This window comes from Mesorhizobium sp. M1E.F.Ca.ET.045.02.1.1, assembly GCF_003952485.1.
Taxonomy (GTDB): domain Bacteria; phylum Pseudomonadota; class Alphaproteobacteria; order Rhizobiales; family Rhizobiaceae; genus Mesorhizobium.
Genome location: NZ_CP034447.1, coordinates 1767538 through 1785379 on the forward strand (window position 1 = coordinate 1767538; position 17842 = coordinate 1785379).

Consider the following 17842-nt stretch of genomic DNA (forward strand, 5'->3'; position numbering starts at 1 on the left):
GGAGGCCATGACATGGCAACCGCAACCATCACCGCAGGATCGATGCCGGCACGGCCGGTGGCCACTGCCCCCGCCGACCATATGCCGGCGCGCCGCGTCATCGCCTTCCTGGCGATGGTGTTCGGCATGTTCATGGCGATCCTCGACATCCAGATCGTCTCGGCATCGCTGGCCGAGATCCAGGCCGGCCTCAGCGCCAGCTCCGACGAGATTCCGTGGGTGCAGACCGCCTATCTGATCGCCGAAGTGGTGATGATCCCCCTGTCGGGCTTCCTCAGCCGGATGCTGTCGACCAGGGTGCTGTTCACCATCGCCGCCGCCAGCTTCACCGCGGCCAGCGCGCTCGCCGCGACCGCGACCAACATCGACCAGATGATCGTCTACCGCGCCATCCAGGGTTTCATCGGCGGCGGCATGATCCCGAGTGTGTTCGCGGCCGCCTTCACCATCTTCCCGCCGTCGCGGCGCGCCGTCGTCTCGCCGATGATCGGCCTGGTGGCGACGCTGGCGCCGACCATCGGCCCGACGGTCGGCGGCTATATCAGCCACGCCATGTCCTGGCACTGGCTGTTCCTGATCAATGTGGTGCCCGGCATTTTGGTGGCGACGGCGGCCTGGTCGCTGATCGACTTCGACAAGCCGAACCTCAAGCTGTTCTCAAAGTTCGACTGGTGGGGGCTCGCCGGCATGGCCGCCTTCCTCGGCTGCATGGAATATGTGCTGGAGGAAGGCCCGAACCATGACTGGCTGCAGGAACAGGCCGTCTTCATCTGCGCCATCATCATGACCATCGGCGGCGTCATCTTCTTCTGGCGCGTCTTCACCGCCGAGGAGCCGATCGTCGACCTCAGGGCCTTCAGCAACATCAACTTCGCCTTCGGCTCGCTGTTCTCCTTCGTCGTCGGCATCGGCCTCTACGGGCTCACCTATCTCTATCCGGTGTTCCTGGGGCGCATCCGCGGCTACGATTCGATGATGATCGGCGAGGCGCTGTTCGTCAGCGGCCTGGCGATGTTCTTCACCGCGCCCGTTGCCGGCATCCTGTCGAACAAGATCGATCTCAGGCTGATGATGATGATCGGCTTCTTCGGCTTCGCCACCGGCACCTGGTGGATGACGCACCTCACCGCCGACTGGGATTTTTATGAATTGCTCGTCCCGCAGATCCTGCGCGGCTGCTCGATGATGCTGTGCATGGTGCCGATCAACAACATCGCGCTCGGCACTTTGCCGCCGGAGCGCCTGAAGAACGCGTCGGGCCTGTTCAACCTGACCCGCAATCTCGGCGGCGCGGTCGGCCTGGCGATCATCAACACGGTGCTGATCGACCGCAACGCCTTCCACTATGCAAGGCTCTCCGAGCATGTCGAGTGGGGCAGCCAGGCAGCCCAGACCAAGCTGCAGAACATGACGCTGAACTTCGAGCAGACCGCCGGCCTCGACGCCACCAGCGCCGCAATCTCGAAGCTGTCGGGCATGGTGCATCAGCAGGCGGCGCTGCTGTCCTTCATGGACGTCTTCTTCATGCTGACGGCGCTGTTCGCCACGCTCGGGCTGTTCGTGCTGTTCATCAACAAGCCGGCCGACCAAAGCGGCGGTGGCGGCGGAGGCCATTGAGGAAGCCGGAACCCCCGCCTGGCGTCCTCATGTGTGACCCCGGAAACCGGCGACGGTTTCCGGGGTCGTTTCTTTTTGTGAGATCGAAAATGCTACCTCAGGCGGCGGCCGGCTTGAAGCTCAGCGCCACACCGTTGATGCAGTGGCGCAGGCCGGTGGGCGGCGGGCCGTCGTCGAAGACATGGCCGAGATGGCCGCCGCAGCGCCGGCAATGCACCTCGGTGCGGGTCATGCCGAGCGAGCGGTCCTCGGTCTTGCCGATCGCGTTGGGGATCTCCTGCCAGAAGCTCGGCCAGCCGGTGCCGGAATCGAACTTGGTCTCCGACGGATAGACCGGCAGGTCACAGCCGGCGCAGGCGAAGATGCCCTTGCGGTGTTCGTTGAGCAGCGGGCTGGTGCCCGGATATTCGGTGCCTTCTCTGCGCAGCACGTCGAAGGCGGCGTCCGAAAGAATGGCGTGCCATTCGGCATCGGTCTTGGTGACCTCGAAAGTCTCGGCGGCCAGAGCGGGCTTGGCGCCGCCCATGCGCTGCGCTGCTCCGGTTCCGATGACGAGGGCAGTGGCGGCGGCGCCGCTCCAGAGAAAGTCGCGACGGTTCATGGCCTTTCCTCCTGACGTCTTGTTGCAAACTATGGCGCCGCCGGAAAATCAAAAGCCGGTGACGGTCCGCGCGCCGCTTCACATCGACCCAAGCCCTGGCGATGCGGAGCGGCGCTCGACGGCGACACGGATTGCGGAAGGGAGAACCGTGCGGCCGGCGGGGACACACCTCACTTCGCCGGCCGCACGCGCTTTGTTACATCTTCGGCAAGAGAACCTTGTCGATGACATGGATGACGCCGTTCGACTGGCGCACGTCCGCAATGGTGACATGGGCGACGTTGCCGTTCTCGTCGGTCACCGTGACCTTGCCCTTTTCCGATTTCAGCGTCAGCGCGCAGCCGCCGACGGTCTTGACCTCATGCGCGCCGCCATCGGCCTTGGCCATCTTGGCGACGTCGGCGGCCATCGCCTTGGCGGCGATGACATGGCAGGTGAGGATCTTGGTCAGCTTGTCCTTGTTCTCCGGCTTGAGCAGCGTCTCGACCGTGCCGGCCGGGAGCGCAGCGAAGGCTTCGTTGGTCGGCGCGAAGACGGTGAACGGACCGGGGGTCTGCAGGGTGTCGACGAGGCCGGCGGCCTTGACGGCGGCGACCAGCGTGGTGTGGTCCTTCGAATTGACGGCATTCTCGATGATGTTCTTCTTGGCATACATCGGCGCGCCGCCGACCATCGGGTTGGCGGCATAGGCAACGGCGCCGAGCGCGGAAAGGCCGATCGACGAGGCAAGCAAAAGGGTGGCGAGCTTACGCATGATATCAGTCTCCTCGGGTTGTTTTTCCCGTTGTTGGGAACGCGAGGAGATACGAGGCATCAAAAACTTAGTTTCGCGAGCCTCGAAGATTTTTTATTCGCCGATCTGAGTTCGTATGTTCCGTGCCTCGACGCATAAAAACGCTCCTACCGACACATGCCAGGCAGATAGACTTCAATTAACTTTTGAAATTACCGGAAAGTGATCAGATGCCCTTCAAGTCACCCGCAGCGACGACGGGGCCGGTCGGCTGGCCGGTCGGCGAACCGCCGGTGGGCTCGAGACTGACGGCGAGCACGGCGCCCTGCGCCAGCTTCTGCTGGATGGCGGGCGCGACAGCCATGCGCGCGGTCTGACCGACCGGGATGACGCCCATCGAGACCGGGGCGTTCTTGCCCTCGATCATCCACAGCTCGAAGTCCTTGCCGGCGCCGCGTTCGCCGGAGACCAGCGACAGGCCGACCTCGTGGCGCGCCGCGTCATAGACGGCGAGGTATTTGACGTTGCTGTTGTCGGCGGCGAGCGAGGCGACCAGCCTGGTCTCGGGGGGCGGCAATGACGGATTGACGAAAGGCAGGGCGACAAAGACGGCCAAAGCGGCAAGCGCGGCGGCGGCAAGCCCGCGCCAGAAGGCGAGGCTCCCCAGCAGGCCGGCGCTGGGAGCGGATGTGGCGGCCGAGGAGGCAAAGAGCCGGCGGTCGATCGCCGCCTTGACCGAAGCCGGAGGCTCGACCGCGGCATAGGCGGCCGCCATCGGCGCGAAATGGACCTCCCAGGCATCGACCAGGCGGGCAAACGCCGTCTCGGTGTCGATGCGGCGCGAAGCGATCTGGCGTTCGTCGGCCGCCAGAACGCCGAGAACGTATTCGGCGGCGAGCAGGTCGTCGCCTCCGCGTTCCGGTCCGTTGTCTTGCGCCAGCGTCATCTTTCCAGGCATTCTCTCAGTTTGAGCAGGCTTCGCCGCAGCCAAGTCCGCATCGTGTTCAGCGGAACCTTGTGGCGTTCCGCCAGCTCGGCATAGCTTTCGCCGTTGAGATAGGCGCCCCGAACCGCCGCGGCCCGGTCTTTCTCCAATTCATCGAGGCAATGGTGGATGCGTTCGGTCTCGCCGCCCGCGACGGCCATGGCCTCAGGTCCCGGCGTCGGATCGGCGACGTCGATGGCTGCGTCGATGTTGGCGGAAGGACTGCGACGCGCCCTGATGCGATCGATCGCATGGTTGCGCGCAATGGCCACCAGCCAGGAAATCGGGCTCAGATCGGAAACCGCGAAACGGTCCGCCTTCGTCCAGATCTTGACGAAGACCTCCTGCAGCGCTTCTTCCGCATCTCCCCTGTCCCTCAATACACGAAGACAGACGCCGAAAAGTTTCCCGCTGGTCTGCCTGTAGAGCAGATCGAACGCAGCCCGGTCCTTCATCGAAGTCCGGACGATCAGCTTGCTGATGTCCTGAGGCCCCATGCAGGCAAATTAGAAGATTGCGATTTATTTGCAACGGGGCGCCGCGGTGTTGTCCACCACGGGCTTCCGTCACGTCAGCACCTGAAGTCATCTTCACGAATGCGAGGTCAAGGAAACAAATCCCGATTTCGATTTGCGGGCTCATGCGCTAGCCTTTGGCAAAAGAGGGGTGCGGCGAATGTCGATTGAACGCGTGCTTTGGGAAGAGGATGCGACCGGCCTTGCTGGGCTCGTGCACAAGGGAGACATCTCGGCGCAGGAGCTGGTCGACGCCGCGATCGCGCGCGCCGAGGCGACAAGGCTCGACATCAACGCTATCGCCACGCCGCTCTATGACGCGGCCAGGGCGCGGGCGAAGGCGATCGACCGCAAGCTGCCGCTCGCCGGCGTGCCCTTCGCGCTGAAGGATCTCGGCATCGGCATCAAGGGCGTGCCGATCCATGGCGGCAGCCGCATCCCGGCCTTCACGGCGGACTACAACTCGGTGATGGTCGAGCGGTATCTGGCCGCGGGCTTGATCCCGATCGCCACCAGCACCTCGCCCGAGCATGGGCTGCGGCTGATGACGGAATCGGCCCGCTTCGGTATCACACGCAACCCTTGGAATAACGGCCACACCACCGGCGGCTCGTCGGGCGGATCGGCGGCGCTGGTCGCGGCAGGCGTGGTGCCGGCGGCGCATGCTTCCGACGGCGGCGGCTCGATCCGCGTGCCTTCGGCCTGCAGCGGCCTGGTCGGGTTGAAGACCTCGCGCGGCCGCGTGCCGCTGACGCCGCTCACCAGCGAAAGCTGGTACGGAATGGTCGTCGACCACGCCGTCAGCCGCTCGGTGCGCGACACGGCACTTCTGCTCGACCTGACCCATGGCGCCGATCCGCTGTCGCCCTATGCCGCGCGGGAGCCGAAGGGCTCGTTTGCCGCCGCCGCGGCGCGCGATCCCGGCAAGCTCAGCCTCGCCGTCTACCGCAAGTCGCCGCTCGGCCTGCCGATCTCGGTCGAGACGATTGCCGCGCTGGATACGGCTGTGGCGCTGGCGCGCGAGGGTGGACACACAGTGGAAGAGATCGACCTGCCCTATATCGGCCGCGACTTCATGGCCGATTTCTGCAAGAGCGTTGCTTCAGCGGTTGCAGGCATGATGCGGGCCGAGGCGCTGCGTGTCGGCCGATCCGTCACCGGCGACGTCGAGCGGGCGACGCGCGTGCTCGGCCGTCTCGGTGAAATGCTGTCCGCGGGCGAAGTCTATGACGCGGTGCAGCGGCTCAACGCCACCGCGCGGCGGATGATCCAAGAGACCGCGCGCTTCGATGCCGTGCTGATGCCGATCATCGCGCATCCGCCGCTCGCCTGCGGCGCGATGGATCCGAAGGGCGCGGACGAGCTCATCGAAAACCTGCTCGACAAATTGCATCTCACCGGGCTGCTCAGGATCAAATCAATTTTCGGCCAGCTTATGGACAAGAGCCTGTGGTTCACCCACTGGCCGGCGATCCACAATGTCAGCGGCCAGCCATCGATCGCGCTGCCGGTGCATGTCACGGCGGGCGGCCTGCCGCTCGGCATCCAGGCCGCGGGACGGCCGGGCGACGAAGAAACGCTTTTGTCGCTGGCGGCACAGATGGAGAAGATTTCGGGATGGCTCGGGCGGCGCGCGCCGCTCAAGGCGCCGGCCTAGAAAGAACCGCAACACGATTTCATCATTGTGACCGCAAAGCCGTTTGCGGCCTGCGGCAATTCCCGCTAAGACGCGGCCATTCACGCCAAGCCGGGATCACATCGATGACGGACATCGCCGCCACCGCCGAAATGCAGGCCGCGCTGCTTTCCAGAGCGCTGCCCTATATGCAGCGCTACGAGAACAAGACGGTGGTGGTGAAGTATGGCGGCCATGCCATGGGCGACACCGAGCTCGGCAAGGCCTTTGCCCGCGACATCGCGCTGCTCAAACAGTCCGGTGTCAATCCGATCGTCGTTCACGGCGGCGGACCGCAGATCGGCGCGATGCTCAACAAGATGGGCATCGAATCCAAATTCGAGGGCGGCCTGCGCGTCACCGACCAGAAGACGGTCGAAATCGTCGAGATGGTGCTGGCCGGCTCGATCAACAAGGAGATCGTGGCGCTGATCAACGCCGAAGGCGAATGGGCGATCGGGCTCTGCGGCAAGGACGGCAACATGGTGTTCGCCGAAAAGGCGCGCAAGACCATGATCGACCCGGACTCCAACATCGAGCGGGTGCTGGATCTCGGTTTCGTCGGCGAGCCGGTCGAGGTCGACCGCACGCTGCTCGACCTTTTGGCACGCTCGGAGATGATTCCGGTGCTGGCGCCGGTGGCGCCCGGCCGCGACGGCCATACCTACAACATCAACGCCGACACTTTCGCGGGCGCTATCGCGGGCGCCTGCCGCGCCTCGCGCCTCCTGTTCCTCACCGACGTGCCCGGCGTGCTCGACAAGAACAAGAAGCTGATCGACGAGCTGACGGTTGCCGAGGCCAAGGCGCTGATCAAGGACGGCACCGTCTCGGGCGGCATGATCCCGAAGGTCGAGACCTGCATCGAGGCGATCGAGCGCGGCGTCGAGGGCGTCGTCATCCTCAACGGCAAGACGCCACATTCGGTGCTGCTCGAGCTCTTCACCGAGCATGGCGCCGGCACGCTGATCGTTCCTTGATATATCGTCAGCCGGCTAATCTTCTTTCGCCCGGCATGTGCTCGTGTTCGATGACAGGCGGGGCCGGCTTGCGCGCCAGGCGCTGAAAGACCATCGATTCCTCCTCGGCGTCCTGCGGCGCGCCCCAGAATTCGGCGAGCGTCGGGCCGTCCGTCACGCGACGGTCGCGGACCAGAAAGCCCCAGACCTCGCGGAACCAGACGCGACGGCCCATCTTCGTATACCAGCGCATCGAATGCCGCTGCTCGGGATCGGGGTGGAAGAGGATGCGCGCCAGCGCCTTCGGCCGCGACTGCACGGCAAGCTCGATCAGCTTGACGGCGAAGAACAGCATCCAGGGCTTCAGCCGGGTCATATGCAGGACCTGGTGCTTGTAATCCCAGAGGCGGACATCCCGCTGTATCACCTTGCGATCCTTGGCGATGCGGAAGAACGGCGTCCAACGATGCGGCGTCACATAAAGCGCCTGGATCTGGTCCGGGTCATAGGCGATGAGCTGACGGAAGCCGCGCCATAAATCGCGAAACCCTTCGTCCTCGAAGCCGGCGACCCAGGTCGCCATCGACAGGATGCCGTGCCGGCGAAGGAGCCGGATCGCCTCGCGGTCGGATTTCGTGCTGCCGCCCTTGCGGATCAGTGACAACGTCTCCTCGTCGGTGTTCTCCATGCCGAGCAGCCAGCGGATGACGCCGGCCTTGCGGTAGAGATGCAGAATATCGGCATCGCGCACGATATCGTCGGCGCGCGTCGAGCCGACGATCAGCACCGGCACGTCTTCCGCGATCATGGCGTCGAGAAAGGCGCGCCAGGCTCTCTTGGAGGAGGTCGGGTTCTCATCAGCGAGGTTGATCAGCTCGACGCCGTGCTCGCGGTGCAGCCAGGCGATCTCCCTGGCGAAGCGAACCGGATCGCGATGCCGCCAGCGGGTCCAGAAGCCGCGCTGGCCGCAATAGTTGCACAGATGCGGGCAGCCGCGCGAGAATTGCATGACCACGGCGCGCTTGCCGCCCCAATAGCTGTAGCGGCTGAAATCGATCAGCTCCCAGCCGACGCGACAGGCGTCGAGATCGGCGATCGCCACGGCCGGCGGCGTGGCGAAAGGACGGCCGAGATCGTCGCGATAGGCGATGCCGGCGACGCTTCGCACCGGCCGGCGCAGTTCCAGCGCCTCGACCAGCGCCGCCGCGGTCGCCTCGCCCTCGCCGCGCACGATGAAGTCGAAGACATCCGTTGCGGCCAGCACGTCGCGCCAATGATAGGTCGGGAAGACGCCGCCGTAGACGATCACGATGCCGGGCGCGCGGGCCTTGATCATCTCGGCGATCCGCAGCGCTGTCGGATGCGCCGAGGTCGAGCCGGAATGGCCGATGAGGACGAGTTCCGGACCGCCGCTCAGGGCGTCATCGACGAGCACGGCAAGCGGCATCGGTCCGAACTCGGCGTCGACCAGGCGCACGCCATGGCCGGCATCGAGCAGCGGACCGCCGATCGCCAGCAAGCCGAGCGGCGGCAGATGATCGTCGGGCACGCGGCTGCCGATGGCCGTATGCGGCGGATTGATCAGCACGATGTTCATGGCGGACCTCATTGCTGTTGGTCCACCGGTCGTACTTTCGGATGTCGAAGCCGCCTTGACGCGGTTCAGCAGTTTCGATGCAGCTTTCCCACAGATTTGACGGGCGCGGCCTTAAAGCGCGTCGCGCTGAAGCGGAGCCAGGCGACGCGCTTTAAGTCTTTGTTTTGATGCATGTCGTTCTCCCAAAACCGCTGCGCACTTTTGGGCGACATGCATTGACGTCGCGCATGCCGGGAAACCGCGTCAGCGCCTGACGAGGGTGTGCCGCGGTCGCACGCGTCCCGGCTTGATCGCGCTATGGCTTCAGGCGGTTCAAATCTTCTGAATACCGTACTTTAGACTCATCTAATACAGATCGTCCTAAACTTTTATTAAAACTCTAAGCATCTATAATTGTCGGTGGGGAACCACAAGGAATGCCCATATGGCGCTGAATCCAGACCTGAAAATTGACGAACAAAGTCTCATCACATCAACGTTGATCAAGAAGCACAAGGCGGCGTCCGCGGAGACGGTCGACGTCGTCGAGCTCAAGGCGCGGACGGCCCAACTCGCCCTCGTGCTGGACCTCGCCCACCAGGCTTTCGCGCGCCAGGAGCCGGCGGGGCAAATCGTCGAACGCCTGGCCGGTCGATTGCATGAATTGCGCCGCGAGGTCGCCCCCGCTCTGTGGCAGGAACTGATCCCGCTGGCTCAGCAGCACCGCGTGGCGACATATCTGAAACAGGATCCGTTCACGCGCTGGTCCTTCGAAAAGCCGCGCGGCTATTCGGGCGACGCGACGCTGCTGGACATCTATTACAAGCATCCGAGCGCTAACGAGATCGTCGCATCCTCGAGCGAACTCGGCCGCGAAATCTTTGCCTATACGAGCGAGGCGGCGAGTTCGGTGGCCGGGCGCGAACGTCGCGAGATACTGGCCAGAACGGTCGACGAAACGGCTGCGCGGGTGGAAAACGCGGAGGTGCTGGCAATCGCCTGCGGCCATTTGCGGGAAGCTGAACTCTCAAGAGCGCTCGCCGAAAAAAGACTGAAGCGCTGGATCGGTCTCGACCAGGACCCGATCAGCGTCGGCACCGTGAATCGCGATCTCGCGGGTACGGTGGTGGAAGCTGTGGACGGGTCGGTGCGCGGTCTTTTGCGGCGGGCCTACCCGCTTGGCACGTTCGATCTCGTCTATGCGTCCGGCCTGTACGACTACCTGCCGCTCCCTGTCGGTGCACGCCTGCTTCAGAGAGCCATGGAACTGGTCAAGCCGGACGGCGAATTCCTCTTTGCCAATTTCAGCGACGAGATCACGACCGACGGCTATATGGAGACTTTCATGGACTGGCCGCTCATCCTACGTTCGGCCAGCGATATGTGGGACATTATCAATGCCGCGGTGGACAAGAATCACGTTGATGCCGAGGTCTACTACGGATCGAACAGGAACATCGTTTACGGCAAGATCCGCAAGCGCGGGGATCTCGGGGCGCCGGCATAGGCGATAGATCCGCTTCGATTTTTCGGGCCGGGCCGTTCAGCGGTCCGGCTTTTTTATGGGTCGCGTGGCGCCCCGCGCCCCGTTACCTGGGATAGCGCCGCGCCGCATTTCCCGGAATTGCCCTAAAAGCGCGTCGCGCTGAAGCGGAGCCAGGCGACGCGCTTCAAGTCTTTGTTTTGATGCATGTCGTTCCCCCAAAACCGCTGCGCACTTTTGGGCGACATGCATTAGGCGACGAGTCCCAGTCTGGCCCGCTTGATCTCCTCGATCGGAACGGGACGGCCGGTGAGAAAGCCCTGGACCGACTGTATGCCCATGTGCTGCAGCAGGTTCTGCTGTTCTTTCGTCTCGACGCCCTCGACAAGGACCGTGTGGCCGAGATTGCGCAGAAGCCTGACCATGTCCTGCAGCAGGCTCAGGCCGCGAACCGTCTGGCAGTCGTGCAGGAAACTCCGATCGACCTTCACGACGTCGAACTTGAAACGTCGGAGCCAGGCCAGGCCCGCAAATCCGGTCCCGAAATCATCCAGCCAGATTTGGACACCAAGGGCTCGAAGCTGCTCGATACTTCTGGCGGCCTGCGCTTCCAGGGAAATGTCGCTGCCCTCGGTGACCTCGAGCGCCAGTTTCTGAGGCGCCATGCCATGCCGGCCGAGGATCTCGGTGATGTGCAGCGAGAAATTTGGGGCCTTGAGCTGAACGACCGATACGTTGGCGGACACGACCGCCCCCAATCCATGCTCGACCATGTCGCCACAGGCCCGATCGATCAGCCACAGCCCAAGTTCCTCGATCCCGCCGGTCTGCTCGGCGACGGGAATGAATACGGACGGGCTGATCGCGCTGCCGTCGAAGTCGCGCAGCCGCATCAGCGATTCATGGCCGAGCACCTGGCCGGAGACCGCGTCGCAGATCGGCTGATAAACGACCGAAACAAGTCCCTCCGAAACCGCATGCTTGAGGAGCTCCGAAAGGTTCTGGCTGGCTCGCTTCTGGTCGGTGGCCTGCGCATCATAGATGGTGAGCGTCGCGCGACCCGAGAACTTGGACGCATAAAGCGCACGGTCGGCCTCCTGCAGCAGGATCCGCAGCTCTACGCTTTGATCGGCGCGCGTCAACGAGGCGCCCGCGCTGATCGTGACGATGTCGAGTTTGTCGTCCCGATCGGGATGCGAGATCTTCAAATCCTCAACAGCCTGGCAGAATTGATGCGTCACCTCGCGCAGATGATCCCGTCCGGCAACCTTGCAGAGCACGACGAATTCCTCGCCGCCGTAGCGTCCTGCGATGGCATGGTTGGAGACCGCCGTTTCATCGAAGGCGCGGGCGAGTTCGATGAGGCAGTCATCGCCGGCCTGGTGGCCGAGCCGGTCGTTGTAGCGTTTGAAATAGTCCACATCCATGAGAATGACGCCGATTTCGTCGGTGTCCGTGGCCCACTCCTTGCAGAGTTCCGAGAATTCCCGCGTGATCGCCCTGCGGTTCTTGAGGCCGGTAAGCGGATCCGTATCCGCGATCTCGATAAGCTTCTGACCATTCTCGATGGCGACCTGTTCCTGGATTTGCGCCTGAAGCGCATGCAGGAAGGTCTGGTAGCGCTCCATGCTGAGGCGCCACGAGAGATAGAGGGACAAAACAAGGCAATTGGCAAAATAGGTCGCAAGCACCAAGCGCGTGCCAAAGTCGGCTTGCAGCACGAACAGCGTGGCGCCCGCGAAGGCGACCGTCACGGTCGCGGACGAGATCGCCGAAAGCCATAGCCGGAAATTGAAGAAAAGGTTCGCGCCTAGAATGAATACCGTGCCGAAGATTATGAAATGGGACAGCTCCGCCTGATGCGCCGTCCCGAGCGCCGACAGCAGCCAACCGATGGCGCCTGTTACGATCGCCAGGGCGGCGGCGTAGTGCAGCGTGGTGATGGCAAAACCGCGCCGGGCAACGAGTTCGACAAGCACAAGGAAGGTCAACCCCAACGACAGGCGCGTCAGGATCAGACGGTCCGCGACGTCAGGGAATAGAAACAGGTCGAAGGCACCGTAGCAGATGTAGCTCAACACGGCCGCCGCTATGCCCCAGCGGACGACCTTGCGGTTTTGGTCCGCGTTTTTTTGCAGGAGCATCGCAAAAAGCGTTGGATCAGCCGATTTCCACGAGGGGCGTGAAATCGCTTCCGTGACCCTCCGCGCCACATCCTCCGTCAATTGCATGCATCGCTCCTTGGCGATCATCCTCCGCGTGAGCGGTTCGAGCAAGCGAAGTCCGTCAAGTCCTCGCGTAAGGACGATGGCCAGCCTGATCCATTATAAGACACTAATGTTGCTAACCGGCGGTAAACGGACTGCTCGACCTCCTCGCCGCTGCGGCTCAGCAAGCATCCATACAACAGGCCAAGGGGGCCGAACAATGCACGACAAGACTTTTCCCCGATTCACGATGTCAATCGTGCGCAAAGGCGATGCTATCGCAAGTCTCGAGGCTTGCTCTTTTTAGACACAGCGAAGCCTTAATTCGTTCAATATTTAATAGAATGCCCCGATCTAATTTTGACCCTATTTCTTTTCGGGTCCATTTGCACTGGAAAATGCGCTCTAGCGCCGCAGATGCGCGAGCGGCACGTGGCCAGGTCCCTTGATGTTCTGCAGCACCAGCTGGGTGTGGACGTCGCGCACGCCGGGAAGCCGCATGAGCCGGTGCATGACGAAGGCATTGAGGTCGTCCACCGACGGCACCATCACATGCAGCAGGAAATCGTGCTCGCCGGTCATCGTCCAGCAGGACGAGACCTCGTCCATGCGCTGCACGGCGGCGATGAAACTTTCCGGCGAGCCGTCGGCGTGGCTGGTGAGCCGGACCTGGATGAACACCTCGACCGTCAGGCCGACGGCGCGGCGGCTAAGCACCGCGGCAAAGCCCTTGATGATGCCGGCGCCTTGCAACGCCTCGAAGCGGCGCGCGCAGGGCGTGGTCGACAGGCCGATCTCCTGCGCCAGCTCCGAAACCGGCTTGCGCCCATCGCGCTGCAGGATATCCAGCATCTTTATCTCGAATTCGTCGAACTGAGGCATATCTTCTCGATTCCTCATTGGATCGAGTGTTTCTACCTCGAAACCGCCAATCAGACCATCAACAAAGCTGAATTGCCTCATCGTCCGCCGCTATATTCTCGGTCACGATCCACGGATCATGATCTCGAGGAGGAAGAAATGACGATCAGCGTTGCCGACTATGCCCGCGACTGCGCTGCACAGGGCCTTCGCGGCGATTATTCGGTGTGCCGCGCCGATTTCACCGTGGCTCAAGGGTACAATTATTCGGCGGAGGAGCAGGCGGTGTGGCGCACGCTTTGCGATCGCCAGACGAAGCTGACGCAGAGGCTGGCGCACCGTTCCTATCTCGACGGCGTCGCGGCCCTCGGCCTGCTCGACAAAATTCCGGATTTCGGCGCGGTCAGCGCGACGCTGCGCAAGCTGACCGGCTGGGAGATCGTAGCGGTGCCCGGCCTGATCCCCGCCGGCCCGTTCTTCGATCATCTCGCCAGCCGCCGCTTCCCCGTCACCAACTGGCTGCGCACCCGCAAGGAGCTCGACTACATCGTCGAGCCGGACATGTTCCACGACTTCTTCGGCCATGTGCCGATCCTGACGCAGCCGGTGTTTGCCGATTTCATGCAGATGTATGGCGAGAAGGCCGAGGACATGATTGCGCTCGGCGGTGACGAGATGATCACCCGGCTCTACTGGTACAGCGCCGAATACGGCCTCATCCAGGAAGCCGGCCAGCCGCTGAAGGCTTTCGGCGCCGGGCTGATGTCGTCCTTCACCGAGCTGCAGTTCGCAGTCGAGAGCAAGGAAGCCCACCACGTGCCGTTCGACCTCGAGAAGGTGATGCGCACCGGTTACGAGATCGACAAGTTCCAGCGCGCCTATTTCGTGCTGCCGTCCTTCGATGCGTTGCGCGATGCCTTCGCCGGCGGCGATCTCGCCGGCATCGTCGCGCGGTTCAAGGGCCAGCCGGCGCTCGACCCGGCGACGGTTTAGGCATCGAATAAAAGCCCGGCGCCTCTATCCGTTTCGACGCGGCGTGCTTCGAGATCTGGCTTTCGCCCAGCCGGAGTCAGAGCGGTTCGGTCGCCGACAGGCGGTTGAACCGCTCTGGGTTTTCCGGAAAAGCGTTTCTTCGTCGTTCCCGCATCAGCCAGCCTCAACCGGCTCGGCCTTGAGCCTTGCCAGTTGCTCGCTCTGCAGATCGAGTGCCGCATTGATGAAGCGCAGCACGGTCGCCAGCTCGGCGTCGCTGAAGCTCGCCACCACCTTCTCGCCCTCCCGCGCGATAGCGCCGTAGTAGCGTTCCGACAGCTCTCTGGTCAGTTCGGTCGCCTCGATCACCACCTTGCGCCTGTCCTCCAGGCTGCGTGTCCGGGTGACGAGCCCGCGCGCCTCCAGCCGGTCGATCAATGCCGTAACAGCGGCCGGGGTCAATCCGGTTGCGGCTGCCACGGCGCCCGCCGATTGTGGCCCGGCATAGAGCAGGCCCAGGCAATGCCGCTCGGCCGCGATCAGCCCGAGTCGCGCCCCCACCGCCTCGTCATAGGCCTGCGTCGCGTCCTGCCAGCGCATGACGGCGAGGCTGATGGCCTTCGTCATGTCGTCGCGATTCGTGCTTGACGAATTTATTTCGATCATCTAACTATCAATCTGCCTAACATTCAAACTATCGTATCAATATGCGACGTCACCCTTTGCGAGGCAAGGGCAAAGTCGCCGACAAGGAGTGAACAATGAGCCTGATTCAACAGCGCACCCCCCTCTCGAACGAGGAAGAGTACAGATACGCCAAGCTGGCGATGGAATGGTACGGCTGGGGCTCGCCCATCGGCCTCGGCATTCTGCTGGTGGCACTTGCCGCCGCGGCCGTGCTGGTGCGCATCGCCGTGTACGGGCTGTAGCTCTCGATCGAACTTCCCAAAGGCGCGCCAGGGCGGCGCCAGTTGCCACTCCAGGCGCCGGCGCCGCCTGCCTTTTCGGGAGATCAGACCGTGATCACCTTGCTGAGGTGATCGCCCAGCCGGCAGGCAAGCGCGGTGATGGTGGTCGTCGGATTGCACTGACCGGAAGTGCAGAACACCGAGGAGCCGCCGACATAGAGATTGTCCATGCCGTGCACCTTGCAGTTGGCGTCGACGACGCTCTTCAAGACGTCGGTGCCCATGCGGGTGCCGCCCATATGGTGGTGACCGGCCGTCTCCTCATTCGTCGGGTAGTCGCCGCCATTGCCGATCCAGTCGGCGATGCGGACGCGACCAAGATTCTTCTGCGCCATCGTGGTGCCGAAGAGCCTCAAACCTTCGAGCAGCGTGCGGCGCTCCAGCGGCGACTTCTTCCAATGCAATTCGACGCGCGGCACGCCGGCGTGGTCGACATCGGCCTTCGACAGCTCGATCCGGTTCGAAGCTAGCGGCGCCTGTTCCCAGGCGACGTAGAGCTGGGCTGCGCAACGCAGCCTTTGCTCAAGCTGGTCGGACATCCACTCCGCCATGCTGGGCGCTGTGCAGGCAAGGTCGGCGATCAGCCGCTTGACATGCGGGTAAGGCGTCTCGATCAGGCGGATGCCGAAATTCAGGATCTGCAGCCGCTCCATCGCGGCAAGCGTTGGCGAGAAGAAGGCTTCGCTCGAGGCGTCGACCTCGAACTCGCCGTAGTCGGCGAGGATGGCGTTGCCGCCCTCGAAGGTCGGGTGCTCCATCCAGTAGCGGCCGAGCGCGTTGGCGTTGGGCACCACGCCGCCATTCGAACGCCGGTTCGACCAGAGCAGCAGCCTGGAGTTCTCCAGCCCGCCGGTGCAGGTGATGAAGTAGTCCGCCGCGAAGGTGCCGGCGTCCTGGCCGTTCGACCACAATCTGGCGCCGGTGACGCGCCTGCCGTCGCCGGCGAGCTCGGTCGCATAGGTGTTGAGCACGACGGCGATGTTCCTGCTCCGGTCGAGCTCGTCGGCGAACTTCTCTGCGAAGCGCACGGCCGGGCTCTTGATCAGCTGCACCCAGCGGATGTCGTCCGAAATCGGCACATCCGGCCGGAAATCGGGCAGTTCGAGAATATCGTGAACTTCCCGCAGATAGGGCTCGATGTCGGCGCGGCTGATCGGCCAGCCGGTATCCGGCGCCCAGGCCTTGGGCTCGAAATCCTGTTTGTCGAGCACGCGGCACCAGCCGGCCCAGTGGTTGGAGGAGCCGCCCATGAAGCGCAGCCTGGTGATGTCGAGATCGAAATAGAAATCGCCAACCGTGGTGCCGCGATAGAAATCCTGCGACTCGTCGCTGAATTCGCGCGAGCCGGCCTCCAGAACGACCACCGGGATGCCTGCGCCGCCCAGTTTCCTGGCGACCGTGGTGCCGGCGGGGCCGGAGCCGAGGATGCAGACCTTGGGCTTGAAGCCCGCCTGCCTATAGGCCTCGTAGCTGTCGAAGATCATGCGAGATCGCTCCGCCTCAGGATCCAGCCATTGACCTCGATAATCTCGTCGGGGTCGATCTCGTCAGGAGCGGGGACGGCGGGCCGGTTGCGGAACAGTGACAGTGCGGGCAGCGCGATCAGCGCCTGCAAGATCGCGCGGCGCGACATCTTCTTTATGAAATGGCTCATGACGCGCCTTTCGATGGGGGCTCGATCCACGCATGCCGTTCCCTTACGGCACACATGGCGCCGGAGAAGCCAATTCCGTGCCTAGTGTAGATGAAAACCCCGTTACAACCGCGCAATCGCCGCGGTTGAATTTGAAAAGCGTTAGCAACCCGCTAACGCGCGTCGCGATCTTTCAGATCGCTCCGTACGCTTCAGACTTTTGATCTCAACCATGTCTCCCGAAGCCGGTTCCCACTTTCGGGAGACCTGCTTTAACGCCCAGCCAAAGGTCTCAGGCCGCCTCCGAGATGTCGCGGTCGAGAATGGACAGGTTGCGGCCGCGGTGCTTTGCCTCATACAACCTGCGGTCGGCGGCGCGCATCAGCTCCGAGACGGTGGCGCTCTCGCCGCAGGTGATGCCGCCGATCGAGACGGTCAACGGCACGGTCCGCTCATCGACGGGGCGGAAACGGATCAGTTCGACCTCGCGGCGGATGCGCTCGGCGACATGCCTCGCTTCCGGCTCGGTGGCGCCGACCAGGAAGGCGGCGAACTCCTCGCCGCCGATACGCCCGAGCACGTCGCCGCTGCGCACGCCGCGCTCGATGGCGGCGGCGATCAGAAGCAGCGCATCGTCGCCGGTCAAGTGGCCGTAATTGTCGTTGATGGTCTTGAAATGATCGGCGTCGATGATCAGCAGCGCGCCGCGATCGGCCTTGCGCCGGGACCCGTCGAGCGCGGCGAAGAAGGTCTCGCGGTTGAGCATGCCGGTCATGTCGTCGCGGCTCGCCTTCTCCGACAGGCGCCTGTGAGCGGCGGCGAGCTGGGCATGGGCGCGGGCAAGGTCGCGATGCGCGTTCTTCACCCGGTCGGTTTGCCAGAAGGTGCCGGCGCTGGCGATCCAGGCAAGCATCAAAGGGCAAACCGTGGCCGTCAGCCAGACGGTGCGGCTGATCGTAAAGCCCATTGCCGGGACCACAACCAGCGTCAACAGAAGCGAGACGGCGACCGATGCGAACGCAACGGCTGCGGACTTCAAAATTATGCGACTCATCGT

Annotated in this window: 17 protein-coding genes; 6 read left to right on the top strand and 11 right to left on the bottom strand. The window is 63.5% G+C overall.

The features are described from left to right. The first annotated feature begins 42 nt into the window (after positions 1 to 42). Positions 43 to 1617, top strand: a complete 1575-nt coding sequence (locus tag EJ070_RS08300; RefSeq protein ID WP_245464937.1) for a DHA2 family efflux MFS transporter permease subunit — start codon at positions 43 to 45, stop codon at positions 1615 to 1617. A 97-nt stretch (positions 1618 to 1714) separates the two neighbouring features. Here EJ070_RS08300 and msrB read toward each other — a convergent pair whose 3' ends face one another. The 4 genes from msrB to EJ070_RS08320 form a co-directional block, all read right to left on the bottom strand. Beyond that, positions 1715 to 2218, bottom strand: a complete 504-nt coding sequence (gene msrB, locus EJ070_RS08305) for a peptide-methionine (R)-S-oxide reductase MsrB (RefSeq protein WP_126090906.1) — start codon at positions 2216 to 2218, stop codon at positions 1715 to 1717. 196 nt (positions 2219 to 2414) lie between these two features. After that, positions 2415 to 2972, bottom strand: coding sequence for a fasciclin domain-containing protein (locus tag EJ070_RS08310; protein ID WP_126090907.1), 558 nt, complete (start codon positions 2970 to 2972; stop codon positions 2415 to 2417). Between the two features lie 205 nt (positions 2973 to 3177). Beyond that, positions 3178 to 3897 (bottom strand): anti-sigma factor, encoded by a 720-nt coding sequence (locus EJ070_RS08315; RefSeq protein WP_126090908.1) that lies wholly within the window; start codon positions 3895 to 3897, stop codon positions 3178 to 3180. After that, complete coding sequence (locus EJ070_RS08320; protein ID WP_126090909.1) at positions 3894 to 4433, bottom strand: sigma-70 family RNA polymerase sigma factor; 540 nt, start codon at positions 4431 to 4433, stop codon at positions 3894 to 3896. The genes EJ070_RS08315 and EJ070_RS08320 overlap by 4 nt, the downstream gene beginning before the upstream one ends. A gap of 178 nt (positions 4434 to 4611) precedes the next feature. On the opposite strand from EJ070_RS08320, the gene EJ070_RS08325 reads away from it, so the two are divergent. Continuing rightward, positions 4612 to 6108 carry an amidase gene (locus EJ070_RS08325; protein ID WP_126090910.1) on the top strand — a complete coding sequence of 499 codons (1497 nt, stop codon included), beginning with the start codon at positions 4612 to 4614 and terminating at the stop codon, positions 6106 to 6108. A gap of 104 nt (positions 6109 to 6212) precedes the next feature. Continuing rightward, positions 6213 to 7106, top strand: coding sequence for an acetylglutamate kinase (argB, locus tag EJ070_RS08330; RefSeq protein ID WP_126090911.1), 894 nt, complete (start codon positions 6213 to 6215; stop codon positions 7104 to 7106). Between the two features lie 7 nt (positions 7107 to 7113). Here argB and bchE read toward each other — a convergent pair whose 3' ends face one another. Next, positions 7114 to 8682 (bottom strand): magnesium-protoporphyrin IX monomethyl ester anaerobic oxidative cyclase, encoded by a 1569-nt coding sequence (bchE, locus tag EJ070_RS08335; protein ID WP_126090912.1) that lies wholly within the window; start codon positions 8680 to 8682, stop codon positions 7114 to 7116. Between the two features lie 424 nt (positions 8683 to 9106). Here bchE and EJ070_RS08340 point away from each other — a divergent pair, with 424 nt between their 5' ends. Beyond that, the gene (locus tag EJ070_RS08340; protein ID WP_126090913.1) at positions 9107 to 10168 is read left to right on the top strand and encodes a class I SAM-dependent methyltransferase; all 1062 of its coding nucleotides are present in this window, start codon (positions 9107 to 9109) and stop codon (positions 10166 to 10168) included. Positions 10169 to 10395: 227 nt separating this feature from the next. On the opposite strand, the gene EJ070_RS08345 is transcribed toward EJ070_RS08340, so the two are convergent. Together EJ070_RS08345 and EJ070_RS08350 are read right to left on the bottom strand one after the other, a co-directional pair. Then, positions 10396 to 12288: an EAL domain-containing protein gene (locus tag EJ070_RS08345; protein WP_245464835.1), complete on the bottom strand. Its 1893-nt coding sequence runs from the start codon at positions 12286 to 12288 to the stop codon at positions 10396 to 10398. 468 nt (positions 12289 to 12756) lie between these two features. Then, on the bottom strand, positions 12757 to 13233 hold the full coding sequence (locus EJ070_RS08350) for an Lrp/AsnC family transcriptional regulator (protein ID WP_126090915.1): 477 nt from the start codon (positions 13231 to 13233) through the stop codon (positions 12757 to 12759). Between the two features lie 138 nt (positions 13234 to 13371). Between EJ070_RS08350 and phhA the strand changes: the two genes are divergently transcribed. Further along, positions 13372 to 14205 (top strand): phenylalanine 4-monooxygenase, encoded by an 834-nt coding sequence (phhA, locus tag EJ070_RS08355; protein WP_126090916.1) that lies wholly within the window; start codon positions 13372 to 13374, stop codon positions 14203 to 14205. Between the two features lie 153 nt (positions 14206 to 14358). Here phhA and EJ070_RS08360 read toward each other — a convergent pair whose 3' ends face one another. Next, a complete protein-coding gene (locus EJ070_RS08360) occupies positions 14359 to 14850 on the bottom strand; it encodes a MarR family transcriptional regulator (RefSeq protein WP_126090917.1) in 492 nt (163 codons plus the stop codon). Between the two features lie 95 nt (positions 14851 to 14945). On the opposite strand from EJ070_RS08360, the gene EJ070_RS36200 reads away from it, so the two are divergent. Continuing rightward, the gene (locus EJ070_RS36200; RefSeq protein ID WP_189350438.1) at positions 14946 to 15113 is read left to right on the top strand and encodes a hypothetical protein; all 168 of its coding nucleotides are present in this window, start codon (positions 14946 to 14948) and stop codon (positions 15111 to 15113) included. 83 nt (positions 15114 to 15196) lie between these two features. Here the strand turns inward: EJ070_RS36200 and EJ070_RS08365 are convergent, their stop codons facing one another. The 3 genes from EJ070_RS08365 to EJ070_RS08370 form a co-directional block, all read right to left on the bottom strand. Beyond that, positions 15197 to 16636, bottom strand: a complete 1440-nt coding sequence (locus EJ070_RS08365; protein ID WP_126090918.1) for a GMC family oxidoreductase — start codon at positions 16634 to 16636, stop codon at positions 15197 to 15199. Beyond that, positions 16633 to 16806, bottom strand: coding sequence for a hypothetical protein (locus tag EJ070_RS36205; protein WP_189350440.1), 174 nt, complete (start codon positions 16804 to 16806; stop codon positions 16633 to 16635). The genes EJ070_RS08365 and EJ070_RS36205 overlap by 4 nt, the downstream gene beginning before the upstream one ends. Before the next feature lie 271 nt (positions 16807 to 17077). Next, a complete protein-coding gene (locus EJ070_RS08370; protein WP_126090919.1) occupies positions 17078 to 17839 on the bottom strand; it encodes a GGDEF domain-containing protein in 762 nt (253 codons plus the stop codon). Positions 17840 to 17842: the final 3 nt, after the last annotated feature.

Coding starts and splice junctions, on each gene's coding strand:
- EJ070_RS08300 (WP_245464937.1), top strand. CDS start 43: ATGCCGGCACGGCCGGTGGCCACTGCCCCCGCCGACCATATGCCGGCG.
- msrB (WP_126090906.1), bottom strand. CDS start 2,218: ATGAACCGTCGCGACTTTCTCTGGAGCGGCGCCGCCGCCACTGCCCTC.
- EJ070_RS08310 (WP_126090907.1), bottom strand. CDS start 2,972: ATGCGTAAGCTCGCCACCCTTTTGCTTGCCTCGTCGATCGGCCTTTCC.
- EJ070_RS08315 (WP_126090908.1), bottom strand. CDS start 3,897: ATGACGCTGGCGCAAGACAACGGACCGGAACGCGGAGGCGACGACCTG.
- EJ070_RS08320 (WP_126090909.1), bottom strand. CDS start 4,433: ATGGGGCCTCAGGACATCAGCAAGCTGATCGTCCGGACTTCGATGAAG.
- EJ070_RS08325 (WP_126090910.1), top strand. CDS start 4,612: ATGTCGATTGAACGCGTGCTTTGGGAAGAGGATGCGACCGGCCTTGCT.
- argB (WP_126090911.1), top strand. CDS start 6,213: ATGACGGACATCGCCGCCACCGCCGAAATGCAGGCCGCGCTGCTTTCC.
- bchE (WP_126090912.1), bottom strand. CDS start 8,682: ATGAACATCGTGCTGATCAATCCGCCGCATACGGCCATCGGCAGCCGC.
- EJ070_RS08340 (WP_126090913.1), top strand. CDS start 9,107: ATGGCGCTGAATCCAGACCTGAAAATTGACGAACAAAGTCTCATCACA.
- EJ070_RS08345 (WP_245464835.1), bottom strand. CDS start 12,288: ATGCTCCTGCAAAAAAACGCGGACCAAAACCGCAAGGTCGTCCGCTGG.
- EJ070_RS08350 (WP_126090915.1), bottom strand. CDS start 13,233: ATGCCTCAGTTCGACGAATTCGAGATAAAGATGCTGGATATCCTGCAG.
- phhA (WP_126090916.1), top strand. CDS start 13,372: ATGACGATCAGCGTTGCCGACTATGCCCGCGACTGCGCTGCACAGGGC.
- EJ070_RS08360 (WP_126090917.1), bottom strand. CDS start 14,850: ATGATCGAAATAAATTCGTCAAGCACGAATCGCGACGACATGACGAAG.
- EJ070_RS36200 (WP_189350438.1), top strand. CDS start 14,946: ATGAGCCTGATTCAACAGCGCACCCCCCTCTCGAACGAGGAAGAGTAC.
- EJ070_RS08365 (WP_126090918.1), bottom strand. CDS start 16,636: ATGATCTTCGACAGCTACGAGGCCTATAGGCAGGCGGGCTTCAAGCCC.
- EJ070_RS36205 (WP_189350440.1), bottom strand. CDS start 16,806: ATGAGCCATTTCATAAAGAAGATGTCGCGCCGCGCGATCTTGCAGGCG.
- EJ070_RS08370 (WP_126090919.1), bottom strand. CDS start 17,839: ATGAGTCGCATAATTTTGAAGTCCGCAGCCGTTGCGTTCGCATCGGTC.